Below are 21,486 nucleotides of genomic sequence, written 5' to 3' on the forward strand. Positions count from 1 at the left end.
TCAGCCAACTATTATCCGGCGACACTGCGGTTTTGCAAGCACAAAGACTCCAGCCCTGAGTTAAAGTTCCAGCCGCAATGCACCTGCCCTGCTGGTTTTTGCGCTGACCGCCTGCAGCAGCAAGGCCGGTTGCGGGCACACCAGACTAAATTGCCGTGCTGCGCGGGTAATGGCGGTGTAGACCAGCTCGCGGGTCAATACCGCAGACGGCTCAGCCGGCAGTAACAGTACCGCATGGTCAAACTCCGACCCCTGCGACTTATGCACAGTGATGGCATAGGCCGTTTCATGGGCGGGTAACCGCCCCGGCAACACCCAGCGGATGGCTTGCCCAGGTTCCGTTGAGGCAAAAGCCACCGCCAGCACCGACTTGCCCTGCCAGTCGCGCCGCAGACAAATGCCCACATCGCCGTTCATCAGGCCAAGCCCATAATCGTTTTGGCTGACGAGCACAGGCCGGCCTGGATACCACTGGGTATGCGCATCCACCAGCCCTTTGGCCTGTAACCACTGCTCCACCTGCTGATTCACCTGCTGCACGCCAAATTCGCCCTGCCGCACAGCACAGAGCAACTGAAAACGGCCGAACGCCGCAAGCACTTCCTGTGCCCATTGGTCCTCGTCGGCCCACGGACTGTCTGCTCTCACTTGTTGCCGTACCAGCTGTAAATAACCACTGAAGCCGGATTGGCCCTGACCGTCGGCCTGGCCGCTCAGCACCAGCTGACGCAGACTTAACTGGGACGGCTGCAACAACACCTGCAAGTCGACTTTCGGCTGGCGGCACAGCGCCTGCACCTGAATCAGATCGCCCTGATTGACCGCCTGAGCCAGCGCAAAAATGCCGCTGTCGGCCGAAAAGCGGTAACTTTGGCGCAACATAGCAATTTGCTGATCCAGCGCTTGTGGCACCGCCGCTTCCAGTTCAGCGGGTAACGGCGCGTCACCCAAAGCGCTTAGCCACTGCATGGTCGCGTTGCTGTAACGCCCTTCTGCTGCGAAGGCACACAAAGACCCCAACAAAGCGCCGGCTTCCACCGAAGCCAGTTGGTCTTTGTCTCCCAACAACACCAGCCGGGCCTTGGCCGGTAAGGCACTCAATAAAGCACTGAATAACTCCACATCCAGCATGGAGGCTTCATCCAGCACCAGTAAATCCAGCGCCAATGGCTGCTGCGCATTGTGATAAAAGCTTTTGCTATGAGAGCGGGCGCCAAGCAGTTTATGTACTGTCGACACTTGCGTCGGCACCACAGACTCAATTTCTGGCTCCAGTGCTAACGATGCCAGCGCTTTTTGAATTGAACTACGCAGCCGCACAGCGGCTTTGCCGGTGGGCGCAGCCAGCACCAGACGCAGCGGAGGCTGTTGCTGTTGGCGCTGCCATTGCTGCAGCAGCGCCAGCAATTTCACGACTGTGGTGGTTTTACCTGTACCTGGCCCACCAGTGATCACACTGAACTGGCTGCTGGCGCTTAAGGCACAGGCCAAACGCTGCCAGTCCGCTTCCGCGCTCTTAGCAAAAAGCCCATCTAACAAGGCCTTTAATGCAGGCACACTCATCTGGCTGCGCAGCCATTGGCTCTGCGTGGAGCCTTGTTGCAGATAGGCCTGAATTTGCTGCTGGCAGCTGTAATAACGACGAAAATACAAGGCGCCATTGGCATACACCAGTGGCCGTTCATCCAGTTGCGCCGGCGAAATAAGCACCTGCGCCTCCGCCAGCCTGACGGCCCAGTCCGGCAGCGCCAGGCCGGCCCGTAACAAATAGGCTTCGGCGTCTTGCTGTTCCAGACACAAGTGGCCTTCTGAACTGGCTTTGCTGGTTTCTCCGGCCAGCAGCAACCAGAGTGCGGATAAGCCCGGGCATTGCTGCTGAAAAAACCGCACCAGCGCTTTGTCGATGGCGCGCCAACGGCTGCCCGTCAGCTCCAGTTGCAACTGAGCCTGATAGCTTGGTTCCAAAGTTTGCATGGTCCTGTCCAATTGCGACTCCATCAATGGCCTGTGTTTCGCTGACCGGACAGCAAGGCGTCCAGCTGCAGCAGCACATCCAGTGGAATATCCACCGTCAATACCCCGGCACCGGCGAGTTGAGCTCCCCGAATAAACCAATACAGCGCCGGGCCCAGGTGCTGCGCCGGCTGATAGCCAGGCAAGCGGCTTTTCAGTAAACGATGCAGCGCCAGCTGATACAGACAAGCCTGCACGTCATATCTGTGTTGTAAAAACTGCTGGCTTAGCTGGCCCTGGTCGTACTGGCCACTGGCATCAAAATTCGATTTATAGTCCAGCACCTGATAACGGCCCTGCTGCACCAGGGTCAGATCGATAAAACCCTTGAGCATGCCACCCAGCACCAACTCACTGAGTGCAGGCCTTGGCTGCTGGGGCAAAATCGCAGCGCTGATCAGCTGATCCAGCGCCTTCACCGGCACTTGCTGCACCGGCAGATAAAACTCCAGCTCGGCCTGGTACTGGCCTGGGCTCAGCATGACCAGGCTCTGCCCTTGCAAGGCAGGGGCGCGCAGTAAATCCAGCAACCAGTCCAGCACAGGTGCCAGCAGTTGTTGTTTGGAACCAGCCTCATCCTGCCAGCTGGCCTGCCAGCGTTCGTCCGGCAGCGGCTGCATTAACTGGTAGCGTTGTGCCAGTTGCGACAGTGGCTCCAGCCACAAATCCGGTTTAGCAAGCGCCTGAGCAAAACCTTGTCCGGCCGCCCATTCCAGCGCGTCATGTAAAAAACTGCCGGCCTTGCTGCCTTTGCTGAATTGCTGAGAGAAACGCTCTGGCTGCACTGCAGCTACAGGCGAGTCCGATTCCATGGCCGCAGCTGCGCCCGCGCCTTGCTGTTCCACCGAGAGTTCAGCGTAAAGCTCTGCCGCTTTAGTTTGTTCATCGTGTTTGCTTAACAGAGCACTGTAACTGGCCATCCACCACAGCTCGCGCACCGGTCGCTGCATCTGCCGATACGCCTGCTGGTCGCTCAAAGGCTCTGCCAGCTGAACCTGGCTTTGCTGGCCAGCCAGGAATTCCGCCTGCACTATGGCTTGATGCGCCAACCAGGGACTGAACTGCTCCGCCAGCGCCTGAGGGCTTAAACGGGCATCCTCTGACAGCAGATAGCCAATGGCACTGGCGTCTTTTTGCGCCGCCAGACCAAGCCAGCAATAATGCCGGGCCCTGGTCAGCGCCACATAGAGTTTTCGCATTTCTTCGGCCAGCCGCTCCCGCTCGGCCAGCGCCAGCTCGTCGTCAGAAGCGTCCAGCCGCACCACCAGTTCGGCGGCACTCGGGTGGTAACTGATCGGGCCTTTGTTGGCATCCAGCGTGCGGCTGGCTGCAATAAAAGGCAAAAACACCAAGGGGTATTCCAGACCTTTGGATTTGTGAATAGTGACAATACGGATCAGCTGCTCATCGCTTTCCAGTCGCAGCTTTTGCTCATCGGCACTGCTTTGGCCGGTGCCGGCCAGATGCTCCGCCAGATAACGCACCAGACCAGCCATACCTTCCTGCTCAGCAGATTTTTGCTGCAGCAGTTCCGCCAGATGCAGCAAATCGGTCAGCAGCCGTTCGCCGTCCGGCAATTGCTGTAAAAACTCCGCAACCGCAAAGTCCTGCATCAGCTGCCACAACATCACCAACACGCCCTGACCGGCCCAGCGTTGATGATAACTGTCAAACTGCAGCCGCAATTGCTCCCAGCCGAGCTCGTCGTCGAGCAGTGTCGCCAGCTCAGCGTAAGAGCGCTGCAGACTCCAGCTACCAAGCGCACTGCGGAGCAAAGACTCCCGCTCCGGCTCGGCACAAGCACGCAACCAGAGCAGTACATCCTGCGCCAGCGGGCTGTCAAACACTGTGCCCTTATCGGATAAATAGACCGCAGGTAAGCCACGTTGACGCAGCGCCTGCTTCACCTGCCGCGCTTCTTGCTGGTTATTGACCAGAACCGCAATGTCATTGCTTTGCAGCGCGGTAAACTGCGCCACGCCATTCTGATCAGGTTGCCAGAAACCACAACGCTGCTGCTGCGTCTGGTTCAGACAAAGCGCAATTTGTTCGGCACAGGCCTGGGCCATCTGCGCCAGATACTCCGCTTTGGCCAGCGGTTTGTCCAGAGCTGTCGGGTACAGGCAGAGCGCAAGCGCGGCGGCAGGTTCGCCATCCAGATAAAACTGTTCTTTGCGCCCGGCCGCAGAGACGGCCTGGTAATTCAGCAACTGCTTTTCGGCCAGCACAAAGGTGCCCAGTGGCCGCTGTTCGGCACTGGTAAAGACAAAATTCAGCGCATCAATCAGCGCAGGTGTGGAGCGGTAATTCACCATCAGCTGGTAATGCCGGCCAAGGGTGGCCTGCTTGGCCTGCAGGTAACTGTAGATATCCGCGCCCCGAAAGGCATAGATCGCTTGTTTCGGGTCGCCAATCAGCACCACAGCACAGTCCTGCCGGTTGTCTTCCAGCCGGTAAATGGCGTCGAACAACTGATACTGCACCGGGTCCGTGTCCTGGAATTCGTCAATCAGCGCCACCGGGTAACGCTGACGCAGCCGCTGCGCCAGGCTGCTTTCTGTCCCAGTCAACGCCTGCTGCAACCGGGTTAATAAGGCATCAAAGCCCAGTTCGCTGCGCTGCTGCAGCTGCGCGGAAAACCGTGCAGAGAACCACCAGGCGGCATGCAGCAGCAAAGCGCGCCGCGGCTGTGGCAAGGCCGCCAGCTGAGCGGGCAACTGGCGCATCGCGTCAAACGCCGGGTGCTGCGGGGCCGGGCCTTTAAACACCTCGGCCAATCCTTCCGGCGTCAGCCGGGTAAAGCCGGTCTGTAAATCCAGCTGCTCGGCCACAGGGTCCTGCGCCCAGGCGCGTAATTTATCCAGCCAGCCCCGCAGGTAGTTTTCCCTCAGTTTACGCCCGTCCACCGCCTTGGCGGCAATGGCCTGCAGCAGCAGCTGTTCAATCTCGTCAGCCCAATCAAGCCAGGGAGCTTTGAGCGCTGTTAGCAGCTGCTGTTTCTGCTGCTGCACCGCCTGCAGGGATTCAGCCGGAGCTGCGGGTTGTTCAAAATGCGCCAGATGGGGCCAGATTGGCCGTACTGCCGACAGCAGTTGCTCCGGCTGCTGCCAGAGCTCCAGCACCTGCGATAACTGCGTCTCAGGCAAGGGGTAATACCAGCAGCGCCAGTAATCCCGCATCACTTGCTGCTGCAGCGGGTCGGTGTCGGTCACCAGCTGCAGTTGCTGCACCTGACCAGTCGGCAAGGCAAATTCCGCCAGCACCCGGTTGCACCAGCCATGAATGGTGGAAATAGCTGCTTCATCCAGATACTGCACGGCCAGCTCCAGCCGGTAGGCACAGAGCGGCCACTGGGCTGGCGGGTAGCTGGCCCGCAGTTCAGTCAACACCGGATCGGCCTGCTCGCTCAGTTGCCGGAAGTAACGGGCAGCATCAGCCAGACGCTGCGCGATCCGTTCAGTCAGTTCCCGCGTCGCAGCATCGGTGAAAGTAACCACCAGAATATCCGGCGGTAGTAAAGGTTCGGACCGGCCATGTCCCAGCACCAGTCGCAGGTACAAAGCAGCAATGGTGAAGGTCTTTCCGGTCCCGGCGCTGGCTTCAATCAGCTGGCTGCCCTGCAGCGGGAATTGGGCAATATTCAATGGCAACATCAGGCAGTCTCCCCTTTCCCTAACGACAGCAAGGGGCGGTACAAGGATTCGGCCAGGCCCAGCAGCTGGCCTTGCTGCCAGAGGCTGTCAAAGTCTGGCCAGGCACGCTGTAAATAGCGATCATACTGCAGCACCCCGGCATTAAAACCGTCGCCATGGTAGAGCGTGCTTAACTTTTGCAGTGCTGCTTCGGTCAGTGGTGAGGCTTTGTCCTGCTGCTTCAGTGCTTCCAGCCCCAGTTTCAGCTCCAGCGCCAACGGCATGCACAGGCCCTGCCGTAACCTATGCAGCAGTGCCCTGAGTTGTTGCTCTGCCTGTTGCTGCGGGTAAGGCGGCAGGCATAATTCCCCCTGCCGTGATAACAGATACAGGCTGCACTGCAGGCCTGAAGCCGAACAAAGCAGTTGCGTCAGGTAACCAGGAATAGCAGCTCGCACATTGAGCTCCGCTTTGGCATAAAGACCGACCGGTACCAGTTGCCACAGCGCCAGCCCTGTAGCGCCCCGGCGCAGACCGGACAATAGATGCCGCACACTGGCATCCGGGCTTTGAAAAGCCAGCTCGCACAGGTCCTGCGGCTCTGGGTACAGGCCGCAGAGCTCCTCTAAACGAGCAGCCAGCTCAGCCAGGCCCTGGCTTAAATCCTGCTGCGCCAACGCAGCGGCCGCGCCTATACCAAGCAACCCCTGCCGGCGGAATTTGTCCAGGCAATGGTGGCAAGCCTGTTGCCAGTCCTGTTGCTGTTCGATGCTGCTGCGCAGCTCCGCCAGCAATTGCTGCTGCAGCTGATAGCGCTGCAGTGGCTGCAACACAAAATCTTCATCATCCAGACTGGCCAGATGCTCAATCTCCAGATCCAGTTTCAGCCGCTGACGGAAAAAGAACTTCACCGGGGCACGCAAAAAATCACTGAGCTGTGACAGCCCCCACTCGGCCGGCTCTGGCAACGACAAAGCCTCAGGCGGCGCCGCCTGAGTCGTGCCCGCTTGATGCAAACTCTGCCATTCATGGCGGTAACTGAACAGGCCACTGTCAGGCTGCAGGTAACGACGGCTGTAACTGTGCAGCGGATGTTCAAAGGTAATGCTGTGCAGCAGCCCCTGTTGAGCCGGGTTTTCAGCAGCCGCCAGCTGCCAGCCATTTTGCAGGTGGTCACGCAGCTGCATCACCAGCACGGAGGGCGGTTTGCTGGCATTATCCAGCACATTCTGCCCCACCCAGCTGATATAGAGCTGACTACGCGCCGACAGCAGCGCTTCGAGCAATAGATAACGGTCGTCGTCGCGACGGGAGCGGTCACCGGCCCGATAATCTCGCGCCAGTAAATCAAAGTCTGAACGAGGCTGCCGCCTTGGGTAATCGCCGTCGTTCATACCAAGCAGCGCAATGCATTCAAATGGAATGGCCCGCATCGGCAACAAAGTGGCGAAATTGACCCGACCAGTGATAAAACGTTGCTGTAAACCTGGACCTTGCAGTTCATCCAGCCAGGCCTGCCGCGCCACCTGTAACGGCAACTCCACCTCACATTGGGCTAATTCGGCGCTTTGCTGCCACTGCAGCAGCCCTTGCTGCAGCTGCTGCAGCTCCTGCTCGGTGTCCAGGTCGGTCGGGCTGAAAAATTGCTGCAATAAGGCGGTAAATACCTGCACCCACTGCGCCACTGTGCGTGTTTGATGTAACTGCTGCCAGCAGTGTTCCAGTGCGTCAAAGAGTTCAAACACAGGGCCAAGCTCTGCCGCCTCCAGCCCGGCACTGTCGGTAAAGGGCATAATGCCCTGCCAGCTGTCGCCATTACTGACGTAACCAAGCAACATGCGCTTTAAGCCATACCACCAGCTGTGCTCGGCAAAACTGGGCGAGAGCCCAAGTTCTGCTCTGTGGTGTTCGTTCAAGCCCCAGCGCACACCGGCCTGCTCCAGCCAGACTTTCAGCGTTGGCAGGCTAGCGGCAGACAAACCAAAACGTTGCTGCACCGTGGATAAATCCAACACGTCAAACACCGAACTGGCACTAAGCCGTTGCTGCTCCGGATACAACAGCAATTGCAATGCCTGACGCAGCGGCTGCTGTGCCGCACCGGCCTGATCCGAAATACTAAACGGAATGAAACGGCTGTCCGACGCTGGGATCCGGCCAAACACCGCCTGGATAAAAGGCGCATACACCTGAATATCCGGCACCATCACCATCACATCCCGCGGTTTAAGCTGCGGGTTTTGTGCAAACCGCTGCAATAACTGATCATGCAGAATTTCGACTTCGCGCAGCGCACTGTGCGCCGAATGAAACTCAATGGCCCTGGCCTGTTGCCGCGACAACGCTGGCCACTGCGCCTGGGTTTCCTGTGGCGAACGTAAATTCAGAATGTCACTTTGCAGCTGACCCAATAAATGGCCGACATCCGGCTCAACAAATAAGTCGACCCGCTGCTGGTTGAATAAATGACGGTGCGCAGCGGTTTCATCAAACTGGTCCAGCAACCGGATATAGTCCCGGCCTTGTTTGCCCCAACTGGCCAGCAACGGCTGGGTTTGCATGGCCCCCAGCTCCGCCGGTAAAGCGGCGAAATCCAGTTTCTGCTGCTGACGATGACGGGCCACCCGCACCTGGTCTTTTTCAGCAATGGCGTCCGCCCAGTACAGCTGACAGGGGTTCAGTACCGCCAGCAATACCTGACAATAAGGGGCAATGGCGGCCAGCAGTTCCAGACTTTGTTGTGGCAAGGAGGAAATACCAAACACAATGACCCGGCGCGGTAAAAAGGCCGGTCGCTGCGTCCATTGTCGGGCCCGTTGCAAAAACTGCTGATGGAGCACGGCCCTGCTGTGCTGTTGCTCTTGCGCTGGCAGGGTTTTCATTAACTGCTGCCAAAGACTGGCTTGCCATAACTCGCTGTCCGGCATGGCTTTGACACTGCCGTCCAGTTGACGCAGCACCGCATTGCCCTCTGCCCAGTCGTTCAGCCAATCCGCTCGGTACACCTGGTACTGGTCAAATAAGTCGGCCAGCGTATGGCTTAAGCCCGCCAGCACTTGAGGGTCTTGCCAGTTCAGCTGGCTGAGCTCGCCTAACGGCAGCTGCGCCAATAACTGCGGCAGCAACTGGTACAAACGCCAGCGCAACGCGCCTTTATCAAAGACAGATTGCTGGCTAAGGGCAAACTCGGGTAAGGCCTGTTGGTACATCTGCCAGACAAAACGGCCAGGTAACTGCATCTGCACAGCGGCGGCAATACCCAGCCCGCCGCCCAGCTCGTCAGAATCCGGCTCGGCAGCCAGCGCTAATTTCAGCCATTGTGCGATGCCATTGCTTTGCACCAGCACCTGCTCCAGCTCCAGCGGCTGCAGCGGATAAGCCCGGCAAAACTGCACCACCAGAGCACGAAGTTGCTCCAGTTGATTGGAATGCACCACCAGAAAACCAGGTTCAATAGAAGGGAATGACATTGTAATCACTGCAAGCAACTGTCCTTGTGTTGCCGTTATTCTGCCACACAGACCTGATTGCGGCCATTGGCTTTGGCCTGGTACAGCGCTTTATCTGCCCGGCTGATCAGACTAGTCAGGCTTTCCGCAGGGTCGAGCAGCGCAAGCCCCAGACTGACGCGCACCTGCAGCGCCGGATCAATCAGTTCAAACTGCAGCGACTGCACCGCAAGACGCAAGCGGTTAGCCGCCGCTATACCGTCCTGTAATGCCGTTGCAGGGAACAATAAAAGAAACTCTTCGCCGCCGGTGCGGCCCAGAAAATCGTCTTTGCGCAGCAAATGCTGACAACATTGGGCCACCTGCTGCAGTACCCAATCACCACTGTCGTGGCCATAGCGGTCATTGACTTGTTTGAAATGATCGATGTCCATCAGACAGACGAGTAAGGGCTGTTGGTTTTGCTCGGCTTGTAAACGCAAGGTTTCTGCCTGCTGCAACACCCGGCGGCGGTTAGCCACTTGCGTCAGCTCGTCGGTCATCGCCAAATGATGCAAACGTTTATTACGTTTAAATTGGTTGGACAGCAACCAGACTAATAAACCAAAAGAGACCACCATGAGCGCCAGAGCCGCATATTGCCAGCGCTGCGCCCGCTTCAGCGTTTCCACCTGCTGTTGACTCAGGTTTCGCTCCCGCTCCAGTTGTTCGCTTTGCGCCTGCTGTCGTTCGGTATCAAACTGGTAGCGCAATAAGTCAGCTTGTTGCCTCTGCGCTGCACTGGTGAGCTCGGTGCGTAATCGCAGTACTTCCAGCACATCCTGCAATGCCTGTTGATACAAGCCTAATTGCTGGTACACACCAGCTCTGGCCTGATACAGTAACAACAAATGCCGGGCGCTGTGATCCAGTTTCATAAAGTGTTCAGACTCGGTAAAACTTTTCAGTGCAGTCTCAGGTTGACCCAAGGCTTGCTGTATCTGCCCCAAATACATTTTCAGTAAAGCCCGGTAAATATTGGTGTTGACTTTACTGCCTTCAGCGGCAGCCTGAAGTTGCTTATCGGTTTGCAGCCCAAGTGCAAGCGCTTGCTGGTACTGTCCGGTTTCGTACAAGATCCAGGTCAGATTGGCATTGCTGTACTGCACCCACAAAGGTTCATGCAGCTCTTGATAAATCACTCGTGACGCTTCAAACAACCTTCTGGCTTCAACAAATCGCTTTAATTCAGCCAGAGAATAGGCCTTTTCATGCATTAAAAATGCGATACGAAACCGATCCCCTTTCGGCACATAGTCGCGTTCAGCCTGCTCAATATAAAGCAGCGCTTCTGGATAGTCCCCCATCCTGCGGTAGGCAGTGGCGATATACTCAATGCAGTAGCCCTGCCAATAGGAGTAATCCAAGGCTGCAAATAGCTGGTTGGCTTCGAATAATTGCTGCAGCGACAACGCATATTCACCACGAAATGAATGCAGATCAGCAGTCGACAGCAGCGCCTGGCCCAGTACATAAGGGTCGTTGCCTTGCCGGGCCAAATCGACCGCAGCCAGTGCAGAGTTATCGGCTTTTTCCGCTTCACCCAGCAAATGATAAAGCTCCGTCTGACACTGCAAATAGTGACTTTGATGGACTGGATTTTCGCTTTGTGCCTGCCAGGCCTGTACTTGCTTCAAGCCTGTAGCAGGGTCCTGCTGCCAGGTTAAAGCACAGCTCAGGCGCTGGTACTGACTTTCTCGGTCAGGGTCGCCGGCTGGCAGCAATGCCTTTAACTCAGCGAATAACGCCTCTTGGTCCTGTTGATGCAGTGCATAGCGACTGCCTGAGCGTATTTGTTCCGCCAATTCATCAAAGGCTTGCGGCGTCGCCAGAACAGGTAAAGTCGCGGCGACGCTCAAGAAACAACAAAGTGCAAACCAAAACCGCATAGACCGGACACTTCACGTCAGAATGGAATGGATCTGTTATAGCAAACAACTGAAAAAATTGAAATTTTTTGGCCTCTCCCGAGGCCAATTGATGCCGTGTTCACCGGCTCAGGCGGCAGGAAGCACTTTCTTAAATGGCTTGACGACCGAGCGCTGATAGACACCAGCGGCAATATAAGGGTCCGCTGCCGCCCAATCTTGCGCCGCCTGCAAACTGTCAAAATGCGCTACGACCAGCGAGCCGGTAAAGCCCGCTTCCCCCGGCTCTTCACTGTCCACTGCGGGTAAAGGGCCAGCTAACAGCAACAGACCTTTTTCGTTTAATTCACGCAAACGCGCCAGATGCTGTTCACGCACCGCTTTGCGTTTCTCCAGGCTGTTTGGTACATCCTCGGAACAAATCATATACCACATAGGGCTTCTCCTTTGGCTGAAGCTGGCAGTCTATCAGCAAACTGGAGTTTCCGGGCATTGTAAAAATCGACCATTTGTTGCATCACCTCATGGTTGTAAGGCTGCAGGTTGCTAAGGATCATGCGCTTTTCGCCGCGACCAATGTATTGACCGTCGGCAATCAGTTCAAACCCGAGAATCGCCAGCCCACGTTTGCCTTCCACCTGCAACTGACAGTCCGCCAATTGCAGACTGGGCGCGGACGGCCCAAAGCGGTCAAACTGCAACGACATCCGCTCATAGATCACCAATGGTCGCTGTGGGTTGATCATCACTTGGTGCTGTTGCATCAGTGGCTGCAAAATATGTGGGAAGTTTTGCCCAGAAAAGCGGACATAGTCCTTTACCAAGGCTTCTATATATGCGGCGTCATGGACTAACTCGCCTTGCTGGCGCAGGATCAGGTAGTTTTTATCCGCCGCGTCTTTGAGCAACCACTGATCATCCTGCTGTACTGAACGCAGCGGGACATCTGCACTGACCATACCGGCAAAGCTGCATTCCAGCTGAGCAGCCAGACCATGTTGAGCCACCATATGAGCAAACAGCAAATCGCCTGGAACGCAAAATCGTTTACTGTAAGCATCATGGATAGGGTTAAAGTCTGTCGCCACTTCTTTGGCAAAACGGCAGGCTTGTTCGCGGCTGAACTGCACCGTTTCGCCCTGAAGATTAATAAACTGCTGTAAAAACATCGGACTCTTCTCACTAATCATATCGGCGGCAGTGTACCCCAGTCTTGCTTTTTAATTGGTCCAGCCAGTGGTTGACCTGACAGAGCAGCTTAGGTCTAATAGCGCCGAATTTTATCGCGGAGCCATTCATGCCACACAGTCACCTGCCCCACAATAACCAGTTTCAGACCATGGATGAACTGACGCTCCATGAAGTTCAGCGGAAATTGTTGGAGATACAGCAGTTTATCCAACAGCTGGCCGGACAACCTGAGCTGGTGATGGCGCTGCAGCCCGCACAAGCCGATTCGGTGCCGACGACAGCGGCAGACCCGCTTTTACAACACGCCAAGCAAGGCAATGCCCAAGCCCAATACCAGCTGGGTTTAGCCTATCTGAAAGGACAAGACCGTCCGTTATCCTTATGCCACGCCACCTGCTGGTTCCAGCTGGCCGCTTTAAAGCACCATGCAGATGCAGAGCGGGCACTGACCGCATTGCAGCTCCGATTAAACGCTGCCCAGTGGCAGCAGGCACAATACCTGGCGGCAGAACGTTTGGAACAAAACACAAAATAACTGAAAAAAAGAGCTTGCTTTTTAAACAGCGCAAAACTACTGCATATGCATACACTGTATAAATACACAGCTTGAGGTTTGCCATTATGTTGAATTCAGGTTCTGCTTTTTCATTTGCTCCCGCTTTTGTTCGCCGTAGCAAAAGCCCGTTGTACTACCGCAAGTTACAAGTGCAGGCGGATCAATCCGCCTTGGCTGAATTGGTGTTTATTTTGCGTCAGCACCAACATCAGACGGGCTGGGTCCTGCTGGTCGCACCGAATCAGTTGCCCGATAAAAGTCGCCTGGCCGCCTGTGGTGTTGATTTATCCCGGGTACTGCTGATCCAGCAAAAACAAATCAGCAATATTGATACTGTATTAGCTTATGCGCTGGCCAGTAGCACCTGCGCTGCGGTGGTGGTGTGGCAGGACCAATTCAGTGAACAGTCTTTGTACCGCTACCAGGATTTAGCGGAACTGCACCAGACTTGTTTTTACCAGCTGAGCACCCTGGACGAGCAGCCAGTCTTTCAAAACACCACCCATTAATTCAAATTCATCAGGCCGGCCGCACTAATGCGGCCGCTGGAATGACACTGGCTGTTGTTTTACACTCTGCGTTTTTCGGAGTTCATTAATGACAAGCCACGCTTCTCACGCTCAGACGCCTTTGCTTTGCCCTTGTGGCTCTGGCAGCCTTTATTCGGCATGTTGTGAACCGCTGATTTTAAATAGACAAAGTGCCAACACTGCAGAACAGCTGATGAGGTCGCGTTACAGTGCCTATTGCCTTGGCCACTACCTCTATATTCAGCAAACCTATGTGCCCGACTTACAAGCCAGTCATCCGGTTGCAGCACTGGCAGAATTCGGTGACGCGGTCAGCTTTATTGGCCTGCGTATCCTTGCAGATACCCAAGCGGCCGACCAGGTGCACTTTATCGCCAGTTACCTGCAACAAGACCGGCTGGAGCAATTGGAAGAAGTGTCGTCATTTGAACAGCTAGACGGACGCTGGTATTACCGCAACGGCAAACTGATTGCTCATCCAGCTGTGAAAATTGGCCGTAATGACAACTGCCCCTGCGGCAGCGGTATCAAGTTTAAAAAGTGCCAGCACCAGCCGCTTTCACAGTAAAGCGGCTCATTCAGGCAGCAAGTTCCGGCTGATGCAGTTCATTCAGGATCTCATACAAGCCGGTGGCATCCGCTTCAGTTTTGGCCGGGGCCTCAACTTGTTGCAACAAGCGCAGGCAATGCAAAGGTAAGTTTCGTCTGACTTCATCCGACAACTTTTTCGCGTCGTGCTGCATCACCCACGGATCGGGTTGCAGCAGTTGCTGTAAGTGACAACTGGCAGCACCCCCCAGTTGCAGAGCCTGAGTCTGACTATTTAAGCGCAGCTCGTCCCCAGGTATCCAGCCGTAATCACGCTGTGAAGTCACACCTAACTGCTGATACAAATCCAGGGTGACGGGCGTCTCCATTGATTCCGGCGTATGAAACTGAGCAAAATCCCTCACGTCGGGTGAATACATCGCCAGCACCAACGCAAAGTCAGCCAGACGCTGCTGTTGCACAGCCTGATTCAGCCGTTGTCCGGTTTGCCATTCGTTAACTAACATTGAAAATCGCATCTTTGCAGCAGTGTTGATTGCTTTATCGGCAGTCAGTAAAAAAAGTGAAGTAAAATTCTTTACATCAAAGCTCGTTTTGGTAAGATGCGTCGCACTCGTGGAGGGGTTCCCGAGTGGCCAAAGGGATCAGACTGTAAATCTGCCGGCACTGCCTTCGAAGGTTCGAATCCTTCCCCCTCCACCATCTCTCCTCTTGTTGTTTCCTTGCATGTTATCCCGTTGTTTAAAAACTGACTCTTTGCACTGTGTTTCTGAATTATTGCTTGCCAAACGCTTACATATTATCAACACTTGCCATAATTCTTTGTCTGGGTTTTTCTGAATGCCGTATAAAACTCTGGAAAATCTTCGGGTTCTGATTGTTGATGACCAACGCCCTTTCCAGCTGTTGCTCAAAGGTATTTTGTATTCGATGGGCGCAACCAATATTGCATTTGTCCAGACCGGAGAGCAGGCGCTAAGCAAATGCAGCCACATCCCTTTTGATGTGCTTTTTGTCGATTACAACCTTGGCTCAGGCAAGAATGGCCGCCAATTGCTGGAAGACCTGCGCGAGAAAAAACTGCTGCACCCTGCCGCTATTTATATGATTGTCACTGGCGAAAACCATGTACCTATGGTGATTGGTGCCGTTGAAATTGAACCTGACGATTACATTATCAAACCTTTTTCTCAAAGCGTGCTGCGTACCCGACTGCAAAAAATTCAGAACCGCAAAGCCCAGCTCGCGCCTATCTATCAGGCGATGCATGATGATCAGCCCGAGCTGGTAATTGAAGCCTGTAAGCAAGAGCGGGCAACCAGCAGCCGCTATCAAAACCTGTGCACCCGCATTCAGGCAGAAACCCATCTGAAATTGCAGCAGTATGCCGATGCTGAATCCTTGTTATCCGAAGTGCTGGCCTTTAACCGGGTGAACTGGGCGCTGTTACTGCAGGCACGGTTGTGCTTTGAACAAAAACGCTTTGATGAAAGCATGGAATTCTGTAATGAAGCGATCGACACCAACCGCCTTTTTGCCGAGGCAATGGACTTAAAAGCCCGCAACCTGATCGCTCAGGGGCAACTCGAAGAAGCCATGGCGATAGTGACTCACGCGGTGACTATTTCTCCTTTTTCGGTCAGCCGGCAAAACCTTTTAATGGATATTGCCCGCGAACTGAGCGACCTGCCCAGCCTGGTGATGGCCAGCAAGCAGATTTATGAAATTACCCGTCGGGCAGCCCGGCAGGAAGTGATCCATCTGCTGAACTATATCCGCACTGTGATAGACGCCGCCAGCCGCAGTGAAGAAACGGCTCAGCGTAACAAATACCAGCAGGAAGCTTTGCTGGCTCTGCACAGAGCCAAACGTGAAGACACTGTGATCCGCGACTTTGACTTTGAGTTGTTCGAAAGCCTGTGCCAGGCCCGGCTGGAATCACTCAGCGGACAGCAATACCTGGCGAAAAAAACCTATGCCGAAGTGGCTGAGCGGGTTGAAGCACAACTGACAGCGGAAGCAGACCCAGAAACACCAGATGACGTACCACCACCGCCACATAGCACGGCAGACGCCATTTTGTTGCTGAACCAGATCGGCGAATACGAACAGGCGGTTGCCCTGGCGGACCGCCTGCAAAGCTTCAGTGGTGTGGTTGATCCTGTACTACAAAAGCTGTTTGATGAGCAGCAACAGCGGGTTGAACAACGTAGGGTTCAGTTCCAGGAGCTGAATAAACGCGGTATTCAGAGTTATAAAGAAGGCAATTATTCCCAGGCATTACAACTGTTTGAGCAGGCATTGGATGTGGCGCCGATGAATACCGGTAGCGCGCTTAACTTAATTCAAACCGCTATTCAGATGATGGCTGATCCTAAGTTGAAAAAGCCTGTGGATCTGGTGGAAAAGTGCCGCAAAACCTTTCGGGTCGTCGACAATATGCCACTGCCCGAACATCACAAAGAGCGTTATAAAGAGCTGCTCAACCAGTTTAATAAACTGAAAGAAGAAAAGCGCAGCTTCCGCTAAACCACTGCGCTTAGTCAGGCTGCTAATAATCCAGCGCCTGCTGAATATCCTGCAATAAACCGCTGGCACCAATGCGCATCGTCTGCGCAGTCGCCAATTGTCCGGTCAGTTCTTCGTACAACCCCAGCAAACGCTCAGCAAATTCAATACTGCGAACGCCACCAGACGCTTTAAAACCAACGGAACGATCGGCCGCAGCAATCGCAGTGAGCATAATTCTGGCCGCATCTTCGGTCACGCCAACAGGCACCTTGCCTGTGGACGATTTCACAAAATCAGCACCGCAGTCTATCACCAACTCAGTCGCTTTGCAGACTTGCTGCGCCGTAGCTAATTCGCCGCTTTCGATAATGACTTTCAGCAACTGCTGGCCACAAGCGGTACGCACCCGACCAAGAAAAGTACGAACCTCATCCAACTGGCCTTTGACCAGTTGCTGGTAAGGCAATACACAGTCGATTTCGTCGGCGCCGGCAGCAAGAGCGGTCGCTATCTCCCGCTCCACCTGCTCTATGGGCTGATTGCCGGCAGGGAAATTTACCACTGTTGCCAAACGGCAGTGGATGCCGCGCTGCTGCAGCCAATGCTGCACCAGAGGAAGATAAGCCGGATACACACAAATGGCCGCTGGTGGCACGGCTGCTGGCGTTGACAATTGCTGCTCCAGCCACTGCTCCACAGCCACTTCGTTGTCCTGGTCATTCAGTCGGGTTAAGTCCACCAGCTTGACCAACTGCTGCAGACGTAATGGGTGTGTCATATACCTTGATCCACTGTTGATGAGGGCGCTGTACGCCTCTGTATTCGTCATAAAACGCTGGATTAAAACAGAAAAGCCTAAACTCGGAAAGATGCAAATTTAGTGAGAAATAGCCAATTGCCAATATTTCTTGTCAGCCGCGGAATTTTTTCGATACAGCGTAGTCAGAGCAGTATCTGGATTTTATTTCTCCCTAAGCAGTATTTTTAGCCGGCATGATGCCGGCTTTCTTTTTTAGTCCAGTTGCATCCAGTGCTGATTTTGCCGCAGCCAGGCGCGGGCTGGTTTGGCGTCTGCGTTAAACTGGCTGACTAACTGCCAGAAGTCTGCACTGTGATTCATATGCCTCAGGTGTGCCAGTTCATGCACCAGCACATAAGTGCAAATCCATTCCGGGGCCATCATCAGCCGCCAGTTAAATTGCAAATCGCCCTTACTGCTGCAGCTGCCCCATTTACGCTTAAAGTCACCGCTGCGAATGCGTTGATACTGGACCCCCATAGCATTGGCGAACCTGGCAGCACTGTGACCAAACCACAGTTCGGCTTCGTTGGCATAAAACTGCTGCACCAACTGTTGCATCCAACGTCGTTGATTCTCCGCTTTGTTGCGGCTGCTTAACTGCAACCACAAGGTATCGCCTTCCAAAGTCCAGGCATTGAGCGTATCTGTCACTATTTTGAGCTGCAAGTGGCGCCCCAGATAAGGCAGTTGCTGCTGAGTCAACCAGTCTGGCACCAACGGCTCAGGCACAGACAAATGCCGCTCAATCCAACCGGCTTTTTCGCGGATAAAGTCTTCTATCTGGCGCAACGACAAACCAACAGGAGCCGCGACCCGAAGTTGACCTGCTTTGATCTGCAGCTGCAAGGTCCGGCGCTTGCTGGAATAACGTAATTGATATGGAGGTAACGACACGCTGCTATTTGCCCTGAATTCGAAGCGCAGAGCTTAAAAGCTCGCCGGCTGCAGCGCAACTGCAGTTTTCGCCGTCGCTGACAAAATGCTAGTATGGGCCAACACATACCTCGGTTCTTATTGGGTTGATCTTATTATGAAAATAATCTCTTTTAACATTAATGGTCTGCGCGCCCGTCCGCATCAAATTGAAGCGTTGCTGGCCAAGCACCAGCCCGATTTCGTCGGGTTACAGGAAATAAAAGTTCACGACGATGAATTTCCACTGGCAGAAATGCAGAAGTTTGGGTACCAGCTGTATTACTTCGGGCAAAAAGGCCACTACGGTGTCGCCATTTTCAGTAAGCTGCCAGCCGAATCGATGCTGTATGGCTTTCCGACCGACCAGCCAGACGCACAGCGCCGGATGCTGATAGGCAAATTCAAGCTGGCCAATGGCAAAACTCTGACCCTGCTTAATGGTTATTTTCCGCAAGGGGAAAACCGCAGCCATGAAACAAAATTCCCGGCCAAACAGAAGTTTTATGCCGATCTGATGCAGTACCTGGAAACCCATCACAGCCCGGATGAATGGATTGCGGTGATTGGTGACATCAATATTTCCCCGCTGGATTTAGACATCGGCATCGGCGACAACAACGCTAAACGCTGGTTAAAAGACGGCAAATGTTCCTTCCTGCCGGAAGAGCGCGACATGCTGGGCAAACTAAAAGCCTGGGGCCTGATTGACACCTTCCGGGCTTTGCACCCGGACGCCACAGAGCAATACAGCTGGTTCGACTACCGCTCCAAAGGCTTTGATGACAACAGAGGGCTGCGTATTGATGTGGTAATGGCAACAGCTCCACTGGCTGCTTTATGTGTGGAAGCTGGCATCGATTATGAAATCCGTGGCTCTGACCGCCCTTCTGACCATGCTCCGGTCTGGTCGAGCTTTAAGCTGGACTAATGCTGCTACTCACTGCCCTGACCTTGCTGGCCGGAGTTTTACTCTGGCTGGACAAGGCATTTTGGGCAGAGCTGAAACAAACCAATGCCCCCTGGTCTGTGTACGGTGCTAGCTGCTGCGTACTGGCACTGCTCTGGCAAACCGATGCTGAGGTGCTGGCGCCGCTGTCGGTTCATTTTCTTGGCTTAACCACAGTATTGCTGTTGTTTGGGCTGCGGCTGGCCAGCCTGTTAGCCGCGCTGGTCTGTGCTTTAGGGTATTGGCAATCAGGCTGGAACCTGGAACACAGCCTGTGGCTGCTGTGCTGTGCCTTTTGGACCTTGTGGCTGAATTCGCTGGTGGTCTGGCTGGTGTATCTGTATTTACCCAGGCACTTGTTTGTCTATGTGTTTGTTGCTGCTTTTCTTAACAGTGCACTCGCGCTGTGCGTTTTTCTGCTGCTCAAAGCCTTACCTTTCTGGCAAAACTACAGCAGCCTGCAATTGACAGAGAGTTATCTGATTTTTATTCCGCTGGCCGCCTTACCCGAAGCCCTGCTCAATGGCATGGCGATGACGCTGTTGGTGGTGTACAAACCGCAGTGGGTGAAAACCTTCTCACAGCGCCAGTACCTGGATCCGAATTAAAGCCATTGCCGGATAAACGTGCTGTCCAGCTGAGCAAAGGCTTGTTTCAACAAGCGGGCTAAATCCAGATAGCGGGGTTGCCGCTGCAGGGTTTTGGGCTCAAGCCCTGATTCCTGCATTTTTTGCAGCACCTGGTGATACCAGCTGGACAACGAAGGAGGAAGTTGCGTCTCGGCGCGTTTCCCCAGCCAATAAAAGCCTTGTAATGGCATCGAAAGGATCGCCAGCATCAGGGTAAAGATCATTGGTAAGTGGGCTGCGCCTAGTTGACTGTATTGCACCCAGGCGCCACACACAGCGACCACAGGACAAGCTTTTTGAGCGAACAAAGTCAGTTTAATCACTTTGTTTTCGACAAAGACGGCGTTCAGCTCGGCAATTTGCGGCCATTCCTTGCTGTATAAGTAACCATTTTTGCAGGTCATTAACCAGAACGACATGGCAAGTTCTCCGCTTAAGGCTGGGACTGGAAACGGCGTGCCGCTCCATGAATTGGTATCTACCTTATCTATATCGGTGAAAACCCAGCAAAACTCAATGCTTTTGCGTTGATTTTTTTACTTTTCCTGGTCTCCAGCTCATTTATAACATAATTGAAACATTCATTAGCTCTATCTGGAAGCGATTTCATTTCCTATCAGGGTAAAAAACATGCTTTTCTTCGAGCTTTCATTTAATTTACTTACAACTGTCATTAAACAAAATTTGTGCCATCGATTTATATCCTTTAAAATCAACAAAATAACCAAAATAAACAGAGTAACGCACAAAGTTATCCACAGAATCTGTGGACAACCCAAAATCAGTAAACTAATGCATCCGCATAATTTGGTGCCAAAAATAACATTAAATTTTACAGGGTTAACGGCATTTAACAGGTAAAACGGCCATTTTCATCACTTTACTCTGTGACAGTCTTTTAGCTTCTGTGTATTTCACCCAAGGGTATTTTTCGATACTATCTGAAACCATGTTCAGCTTTGTTGGCCGGGTCAGCTTTTGTTCAGTCGGATCCAATGGGTATCAGCCCTCAACTCCACCTTATCCCTGCGTCTGAAAAGTCCGGTGCACGGCCATGCAGGGCCATGCAACGAACGGGCACCAGCATTGTTTTCCAGCGGTCTGGCCGGTGACGGTATCTGGCTGGAGCTGCGGGAAAATCAAATCCTTGCTCCTTTCTCTGGCCAGTTCAGCCGCAGCAATGCCACAGGCCAACAGCTATGCTGGCGCCATAGCAGCGGCCTGGTGATGCAACTCGACTTTCCTGATTTCACCAAAGAGCGAATGGGCCAGGGTTTTGTCTGGTCGGTGCCGCAGCAGACCAGCGTTGTGGCCGGGCAACAAATGGCGCTGTTTGACCTTGGCCTGCTGACGCTCGGACCAAACCCACTAGGCGTGATGCTCAAACTGCACCCTCACCCCAAAATCAACCGGATTTATTGCCGGGCCGGTTATCATCAGGCCTACAGTGATGATTTGCTGGCGCTGCAACTCAGTAGTTAAAAGGATACCTTCGCATGACTTTGCTTTATGGCATAAAAAATTGTGACACCATGAAAAAAGCCCGCGCTTATCTGGAGCAACAGAATCAGCCTTATCAGTTCTGGGATTACCGTGTCGACGGCCTGACCGCTGAATTACTGGCCAGCTTTTGTCAGCAGTTAGGCTGGCAGGCACTGCTCAATACCAGAGGTACCACCTACAGAGCCTTGTCTGACGCCGATAAAGCCGATATGACCGAACAAAAAGCCAGACAACTGATGCTGGCGCAACCGGCCTTGATTAAACGGCCGGTATTGGTGCATCAACAACGCTATCTGGTAGGTTTCTCTACCAGCGCTTATCAGGAATTTTTTGCCGCGACGCCGACGGCTTGA

General features: G+C 54.0%; 18 protein-coding genes and 1 tRNA gene. 9 read left to right on the forward strand and 10 right to left on the reverse strand.

Annotation, left to right across the window (positions count from 1 at the left end; all coding sequences use genetic code 11):
* Positions 1-60 precede the first annotated feature (60 nt).
* The 6 genes from recD to ACFO3I_RS16730 form a co-directional block, all read right to left on the reverse strand.
* Entirely contained in the window at positions 61-1,974 is a 1,914-nt protein-coding gene (gene recD / locus ACFO3I_RS16705) for an exodeoxyribonuclease V subunit alpha (RefSeq protein ID WP_377335934.1), read from the reverse strand.
* A gap of 23 nt (positions 1,975-1,997) precedes the next feature.
* Complete coding sequence (gene recB / locus ACFO3I_RS16710; RefSeq protein WP_377335936.1) at positions 1,998-5,666, reverse strand: exodeoxyribonuclease V subunit beta; 3,669 nt, start codon at positions 5,664-5,666, stop codon at positions 1,998-2,000.
* The gene (gene recC / locus ACFO3I_RS16715; protein WP_377335938.1) at positions 5,666-9,115 is read right to left on the reverse strand and encodes an exodeoxyribonuclease V subunit gamma; all 3,450 of its coding nucleotides are present in this window, start codon (positions 9,113-9,115) and stop codon (positions 5,666-5,668) included. Before recC ends, recB begins: the two co-directional genes overlap by 1 nt.
* Positions 9,116-9,150: 35 nt before the next feature.
* A complete protein-coding gene (locus ACFO3I_RS16720) occupies positions 9,151-11,022 on the reverse strand; it encodes a tetratricopeptide repeat-containing diguanylate cyclase (RefSeq protein WP_377335940.1) in 1,872 nt (623 codons plus the stop codon).
* A gap of 108 nt (positions 11,023-11,130) precedes the next feature.
* Positions 11,131-11,436, reverse strand: a complete 306-nt coding sequence (locus ACFO3I_RS16725) for a YciI family protein (RefSeq protein ID WP_377335942.1) — start codon at positions 11,434-11,436, stop codon at positions 11,131-11,133.
* A complete protein-coding gene (locus ACFO3I_RS16730) occupies positions 11,424-12,170 on the reverse strand; it encodes a DUF3581 family protein (RefSeq protein WP_377335944.1) in 747 nt (248 codons plus the stop codon). The genes ACFO3I_RS16725 and ACFO3I_RS16730 overlap by 13 nt, the downstream gene beginning before the upstream one ends.
* Positions 12,171-12,298: 128 nt before the next feature.
* On the opposite strand from ACFO3I_RS16730, the gene ACFO3I_RS16735 reads away from it, so the two are divergent.
* From ACFO3I_RS16735 to ACFO3I_RS16745, 3 genes are all read left to right on the forward strand, one after another.
* Entirely contained in the window at positions 12,299-12,727 is a 429-nt protein-coding gene (locus ACFO3I_RS16735) for an SEL1-like repeat protein (protein WP_377335946.1), read from the forward strand.
* 86 nt (positions 12,728-12,813) lie between these two features.
* Entirely contained in the window at positions 12,814-13,257 is a 444-nt protein-coding gene (locus ACFO3I_RS16740) for a SulA-like leucine-rich domain-containing protein (protein WP_377335948.1), read from the forward strand.
* An 88-nt stretch (positions 13,258-13,345) separates the two neighbouring features.
* A complete protein-coding gene (locus ACFO3I_RS16745) occupies positions 13,346-13,846 on the forward strand; it encodes a YchJ family protein (protein WP_377335950.1) in 501 nt (166 codons plus the stop codon).
* A 10-nt stretch (positions 13,847-13,856) separates the two neighbouring features.
* Here the strand turns inward: ACFO3I_RS16745 and ACFO3I_RS16750 are convergent, their stop codons facing one another.
* Entirely contained in the window at positions 13,857-14,333 is a 477-nt protein-coding gene (locus tag ACFO3I_RS16750; protein WP_377335953.1) for a VC2046/SO_2500 family protein, read from the reverse strand.
* A 111-nt stretch (positions 14,334-14,444) separates the two neighbouring features.
* On the opposite strand from ACFO3I_RS16750, the gene ACFO3I_RS16755 reads away from it, so the two are divergent.
* A tRNA-Tyr gene (locus ACFO3I_RS16755) sits at positions 14,445-14,529 on the forward strand.
* Positions 14,530-14,667: 138 nt separating this feature from the next.
* Positions 14,668-16,356 carry a tetratricopeptide repeat-containing response regulator gene (locus ACFO3I_RS16760; protein WP_377335956.1) on the forward strand — a complete coding sequence of 563 codons (1,689 nt, stop codon included), beginning with the start codon at positions 14,668-14,670 and terminating at the stop codon, positions 16,354-16,356.
* A gap of 22 nt (positions 16,357-16,378) precedes the next feature.
* On the opposite strand, the gene deoC is transcribed toward ACFO3I_RS16760, so the two are convergent.
* Positions 16,379-17,116, reverse strand: a complete 738-nt coding sequence (gene deoC, locus ACFO3I_RS16765) for a deoxyribose-phosphate aldolase (RefSeq protein WP_377335958.1) — start codon at positions 17,114-17,116, stop codon at positions 16,379-16,381.
* Positions 17,117-17,350: 234 nt separating this feature from the next.
* Entirely contained in the window at positions 17,351-18,034 is a 684-nt protein-coding gene (locus tag ACFO3I_RS16770; protein WP_377335960.1) for a M48 family metallopeptidase, read from the reverse strand.
* Positions 18,035-18,170: 136 nt separating this feature from the next.
* On the opposite strand from ACFO3I_RS16770, the gene xthA reads away from it, so the two are divergent.
* Together xthA and ACFO3I_RS16780 are read left to right on the forward strand one after the other, a co-directional pair.
* Entirely contained in the window at positions 18,171-18,983 is an 813-nt protein-coding gene (gene xthA, locus ACFO3I_RS16775; protein WP_377335962.1) for an exodeoxyribonuclease III, read from the forward strand.
* The gene (locus ACFO3I_RS16780) at positions 18,983-19,609 is read left to right on the forward strand and encodes an energy-coupling factor ABC transporter permease (RefSeq protein WP_377335964.1); all 627 of its coding nucleotides are present in this window, start codon (positions 18,983-18,985) and stop codon (positions 19,607-19,609) included. Before xthA ends, ACFO3I_RS16780 begins: the two co-directional genes overlap by 1 nt.
* Here ACFO3I_RS16780 and yfbV read toward each other — a convergent pair.
* A complete protein-coding gene (gene yfbV / locus ACFO3I_RS16785) occupies positions 19,606-20,049 on the reverse strand; it encodes a terminus macrodomain insulation protein YfbV (RefSeq protein WP_377335966.1) in 444 nt (147 codons plus the stop codon). The two genes, ACFO3I_RS16780 and yfbV, sit on opposite strands and share 4 nt — an antisense overlap.
* 559 nt (positions 20,050-20,608) lie before the next feature.
* Here yfbV and ACFO3I_RS16790 point away from each other — a divergent pair.
* Both ACFO3I_RS16790 and ACFO3I_RS16795 read left to right on the forward strand, forming a co-directional pair.
* A complete protein-coding gene (locus ACFO3I_RS16790; RefSeq protein WP_377335968.1) occupies positions 20,609-21,112 on the forward strand; it encodes a PTS glucose transporter subunit IIA in 504 nt (167 codons plus the stop codon).
* Positions 21,113-21,126: 14 nt separating this feature from the next.
* The gene (locus tag ACFO3I_RS16795; RefSeq protein WP_377335971.1) at positions 21,127-21,486 is read left to right on the forward strand and encodes an ArsC family reductase; all 360 of its coding nucleotides are present in this window, start codon (positions 21,127-21,129) and stop codon (positions 21,484-21,486) included.

Source organism: Rheinheimera marina, assembly GCF_042654345.1.
Taxonomy (GTDB): Bacteria; Pseudomonadota; Gammaproteobacteria; order Enterobacterales; family Alteromonadaceae; genus Pararheinheimera; species Pararheinheimera marina.

Bases quoted from the DNA above. Each gene is read 5' to 3' on its own strand.
- recB (WP_377335936.1), bottom strand. From the start codon at position 5,666: ATGTTGCCATTGAATATTGCCCAATTCCCGCTGCAGGGCAGCCAGCTG.
- ACFO3I_RS16735 (WP_377335946.1), top strand. From the start codon at position 12,299: ATGCCACACAGTCACCTGCCCCACAATAACCAGTTTCAGACCATGGAT.
- ACFO3I_RS16725 (WP_377335942.1), bottom strand. From the start codon at position 11,436: ATGTGGTATATGATTTGTTCCGAGGATGTACCAAACAGCCTGGAGAAA.
- ACFO3I_RS16795 (WP_377335971.1), top strand. From the start codon at position 21,127: ATGACTTTGCTTTATGGCATAAAAAATTGTGACACCATGAAAAAAGCC.
- ACFO3I_RS16730 (WP_377335944.1), bottom strand. From the start codon at position 12,170: ATGTTTTTACAGCAGTTTATTAATCTTCAGGGCGAAACGGTGCAGTTC.
- ACFO3I_RS16780 (WP_377335964.1), top strand. From the start codon at position 18,983: ATGCTGCTACTCACTGCCCTGACCTTGCTGGCCGGAGTTTTACTCTGG.
- ACFO3I_RS16740 (WP_377335948.1), top strand. From the start codon at position 12,814: ATGTTGAATTCAGGTTCTGCTTTTTCATTTGCTCCCGCTTTTGTTCGC.
- ACFO3I_RS16750 (WP_377335953.1), bottom strand. From the start codon at position 14,333: ATGTTAGTTAACGAATGGCAAACCGGACAACGGCTGAATCAGGCTGTG.
- yfbV (WP_377335966.1), bottom strand. From the start codon at position 20,049: ATGTCGTTCTGGTTAATGACCTGCAAAAATGGTTACTTATACAGCAAG.
- ACFO3I_RS16745 (WP_377335950.1), top strand. From the start codon at position 13,346: ATGACAAGCCACGCTTCTCACGCTCAGACGCCTTTGCTTTGCCCTTGT.
- recC (WP_377335938.1), bottom strand. From the start codon at position 9,115: ATGTCATTCCCTTCTATTGAACCTGGTTTTCTGGTGGTGCATTCCAAT.
- ACFO3I_RS16760 (WP_377335956.1), top strand. From the start codon at position 14,668: ATGCCGTATAAAACTCTGGAAAATCTTCGGGTTCTGATTGTTGATGAC.
- recD (WP_377335934.1), bottom strand. From the start codon at position 1,974: ATGCAAACTTTGGAACCAAGCTATCAGGCTCAGTTGCAACTGGAGCTG.
- deoC (WP_377335958.1), bottom strand. From the start codon at position 17,116: ATGACACACCCATTACGTCTGCAGCAGTTGGTCAAGCTGGTGGACTTA.
- ACFO3I_RS16720 (WP_377335940.1), bottom strand. From the start codon at position 11,022: ATGCGGTTTTGGTTTGCACTTTGTTGTTTCTTGAGCGTCGCCGCGACT.
- xthA (WP_377335962.1), top strand. From the start codon at position 18,171: ATGAAAATAATCTCTTTTAACATTAATGGTCTGCGCGCCCGTCCGCAT.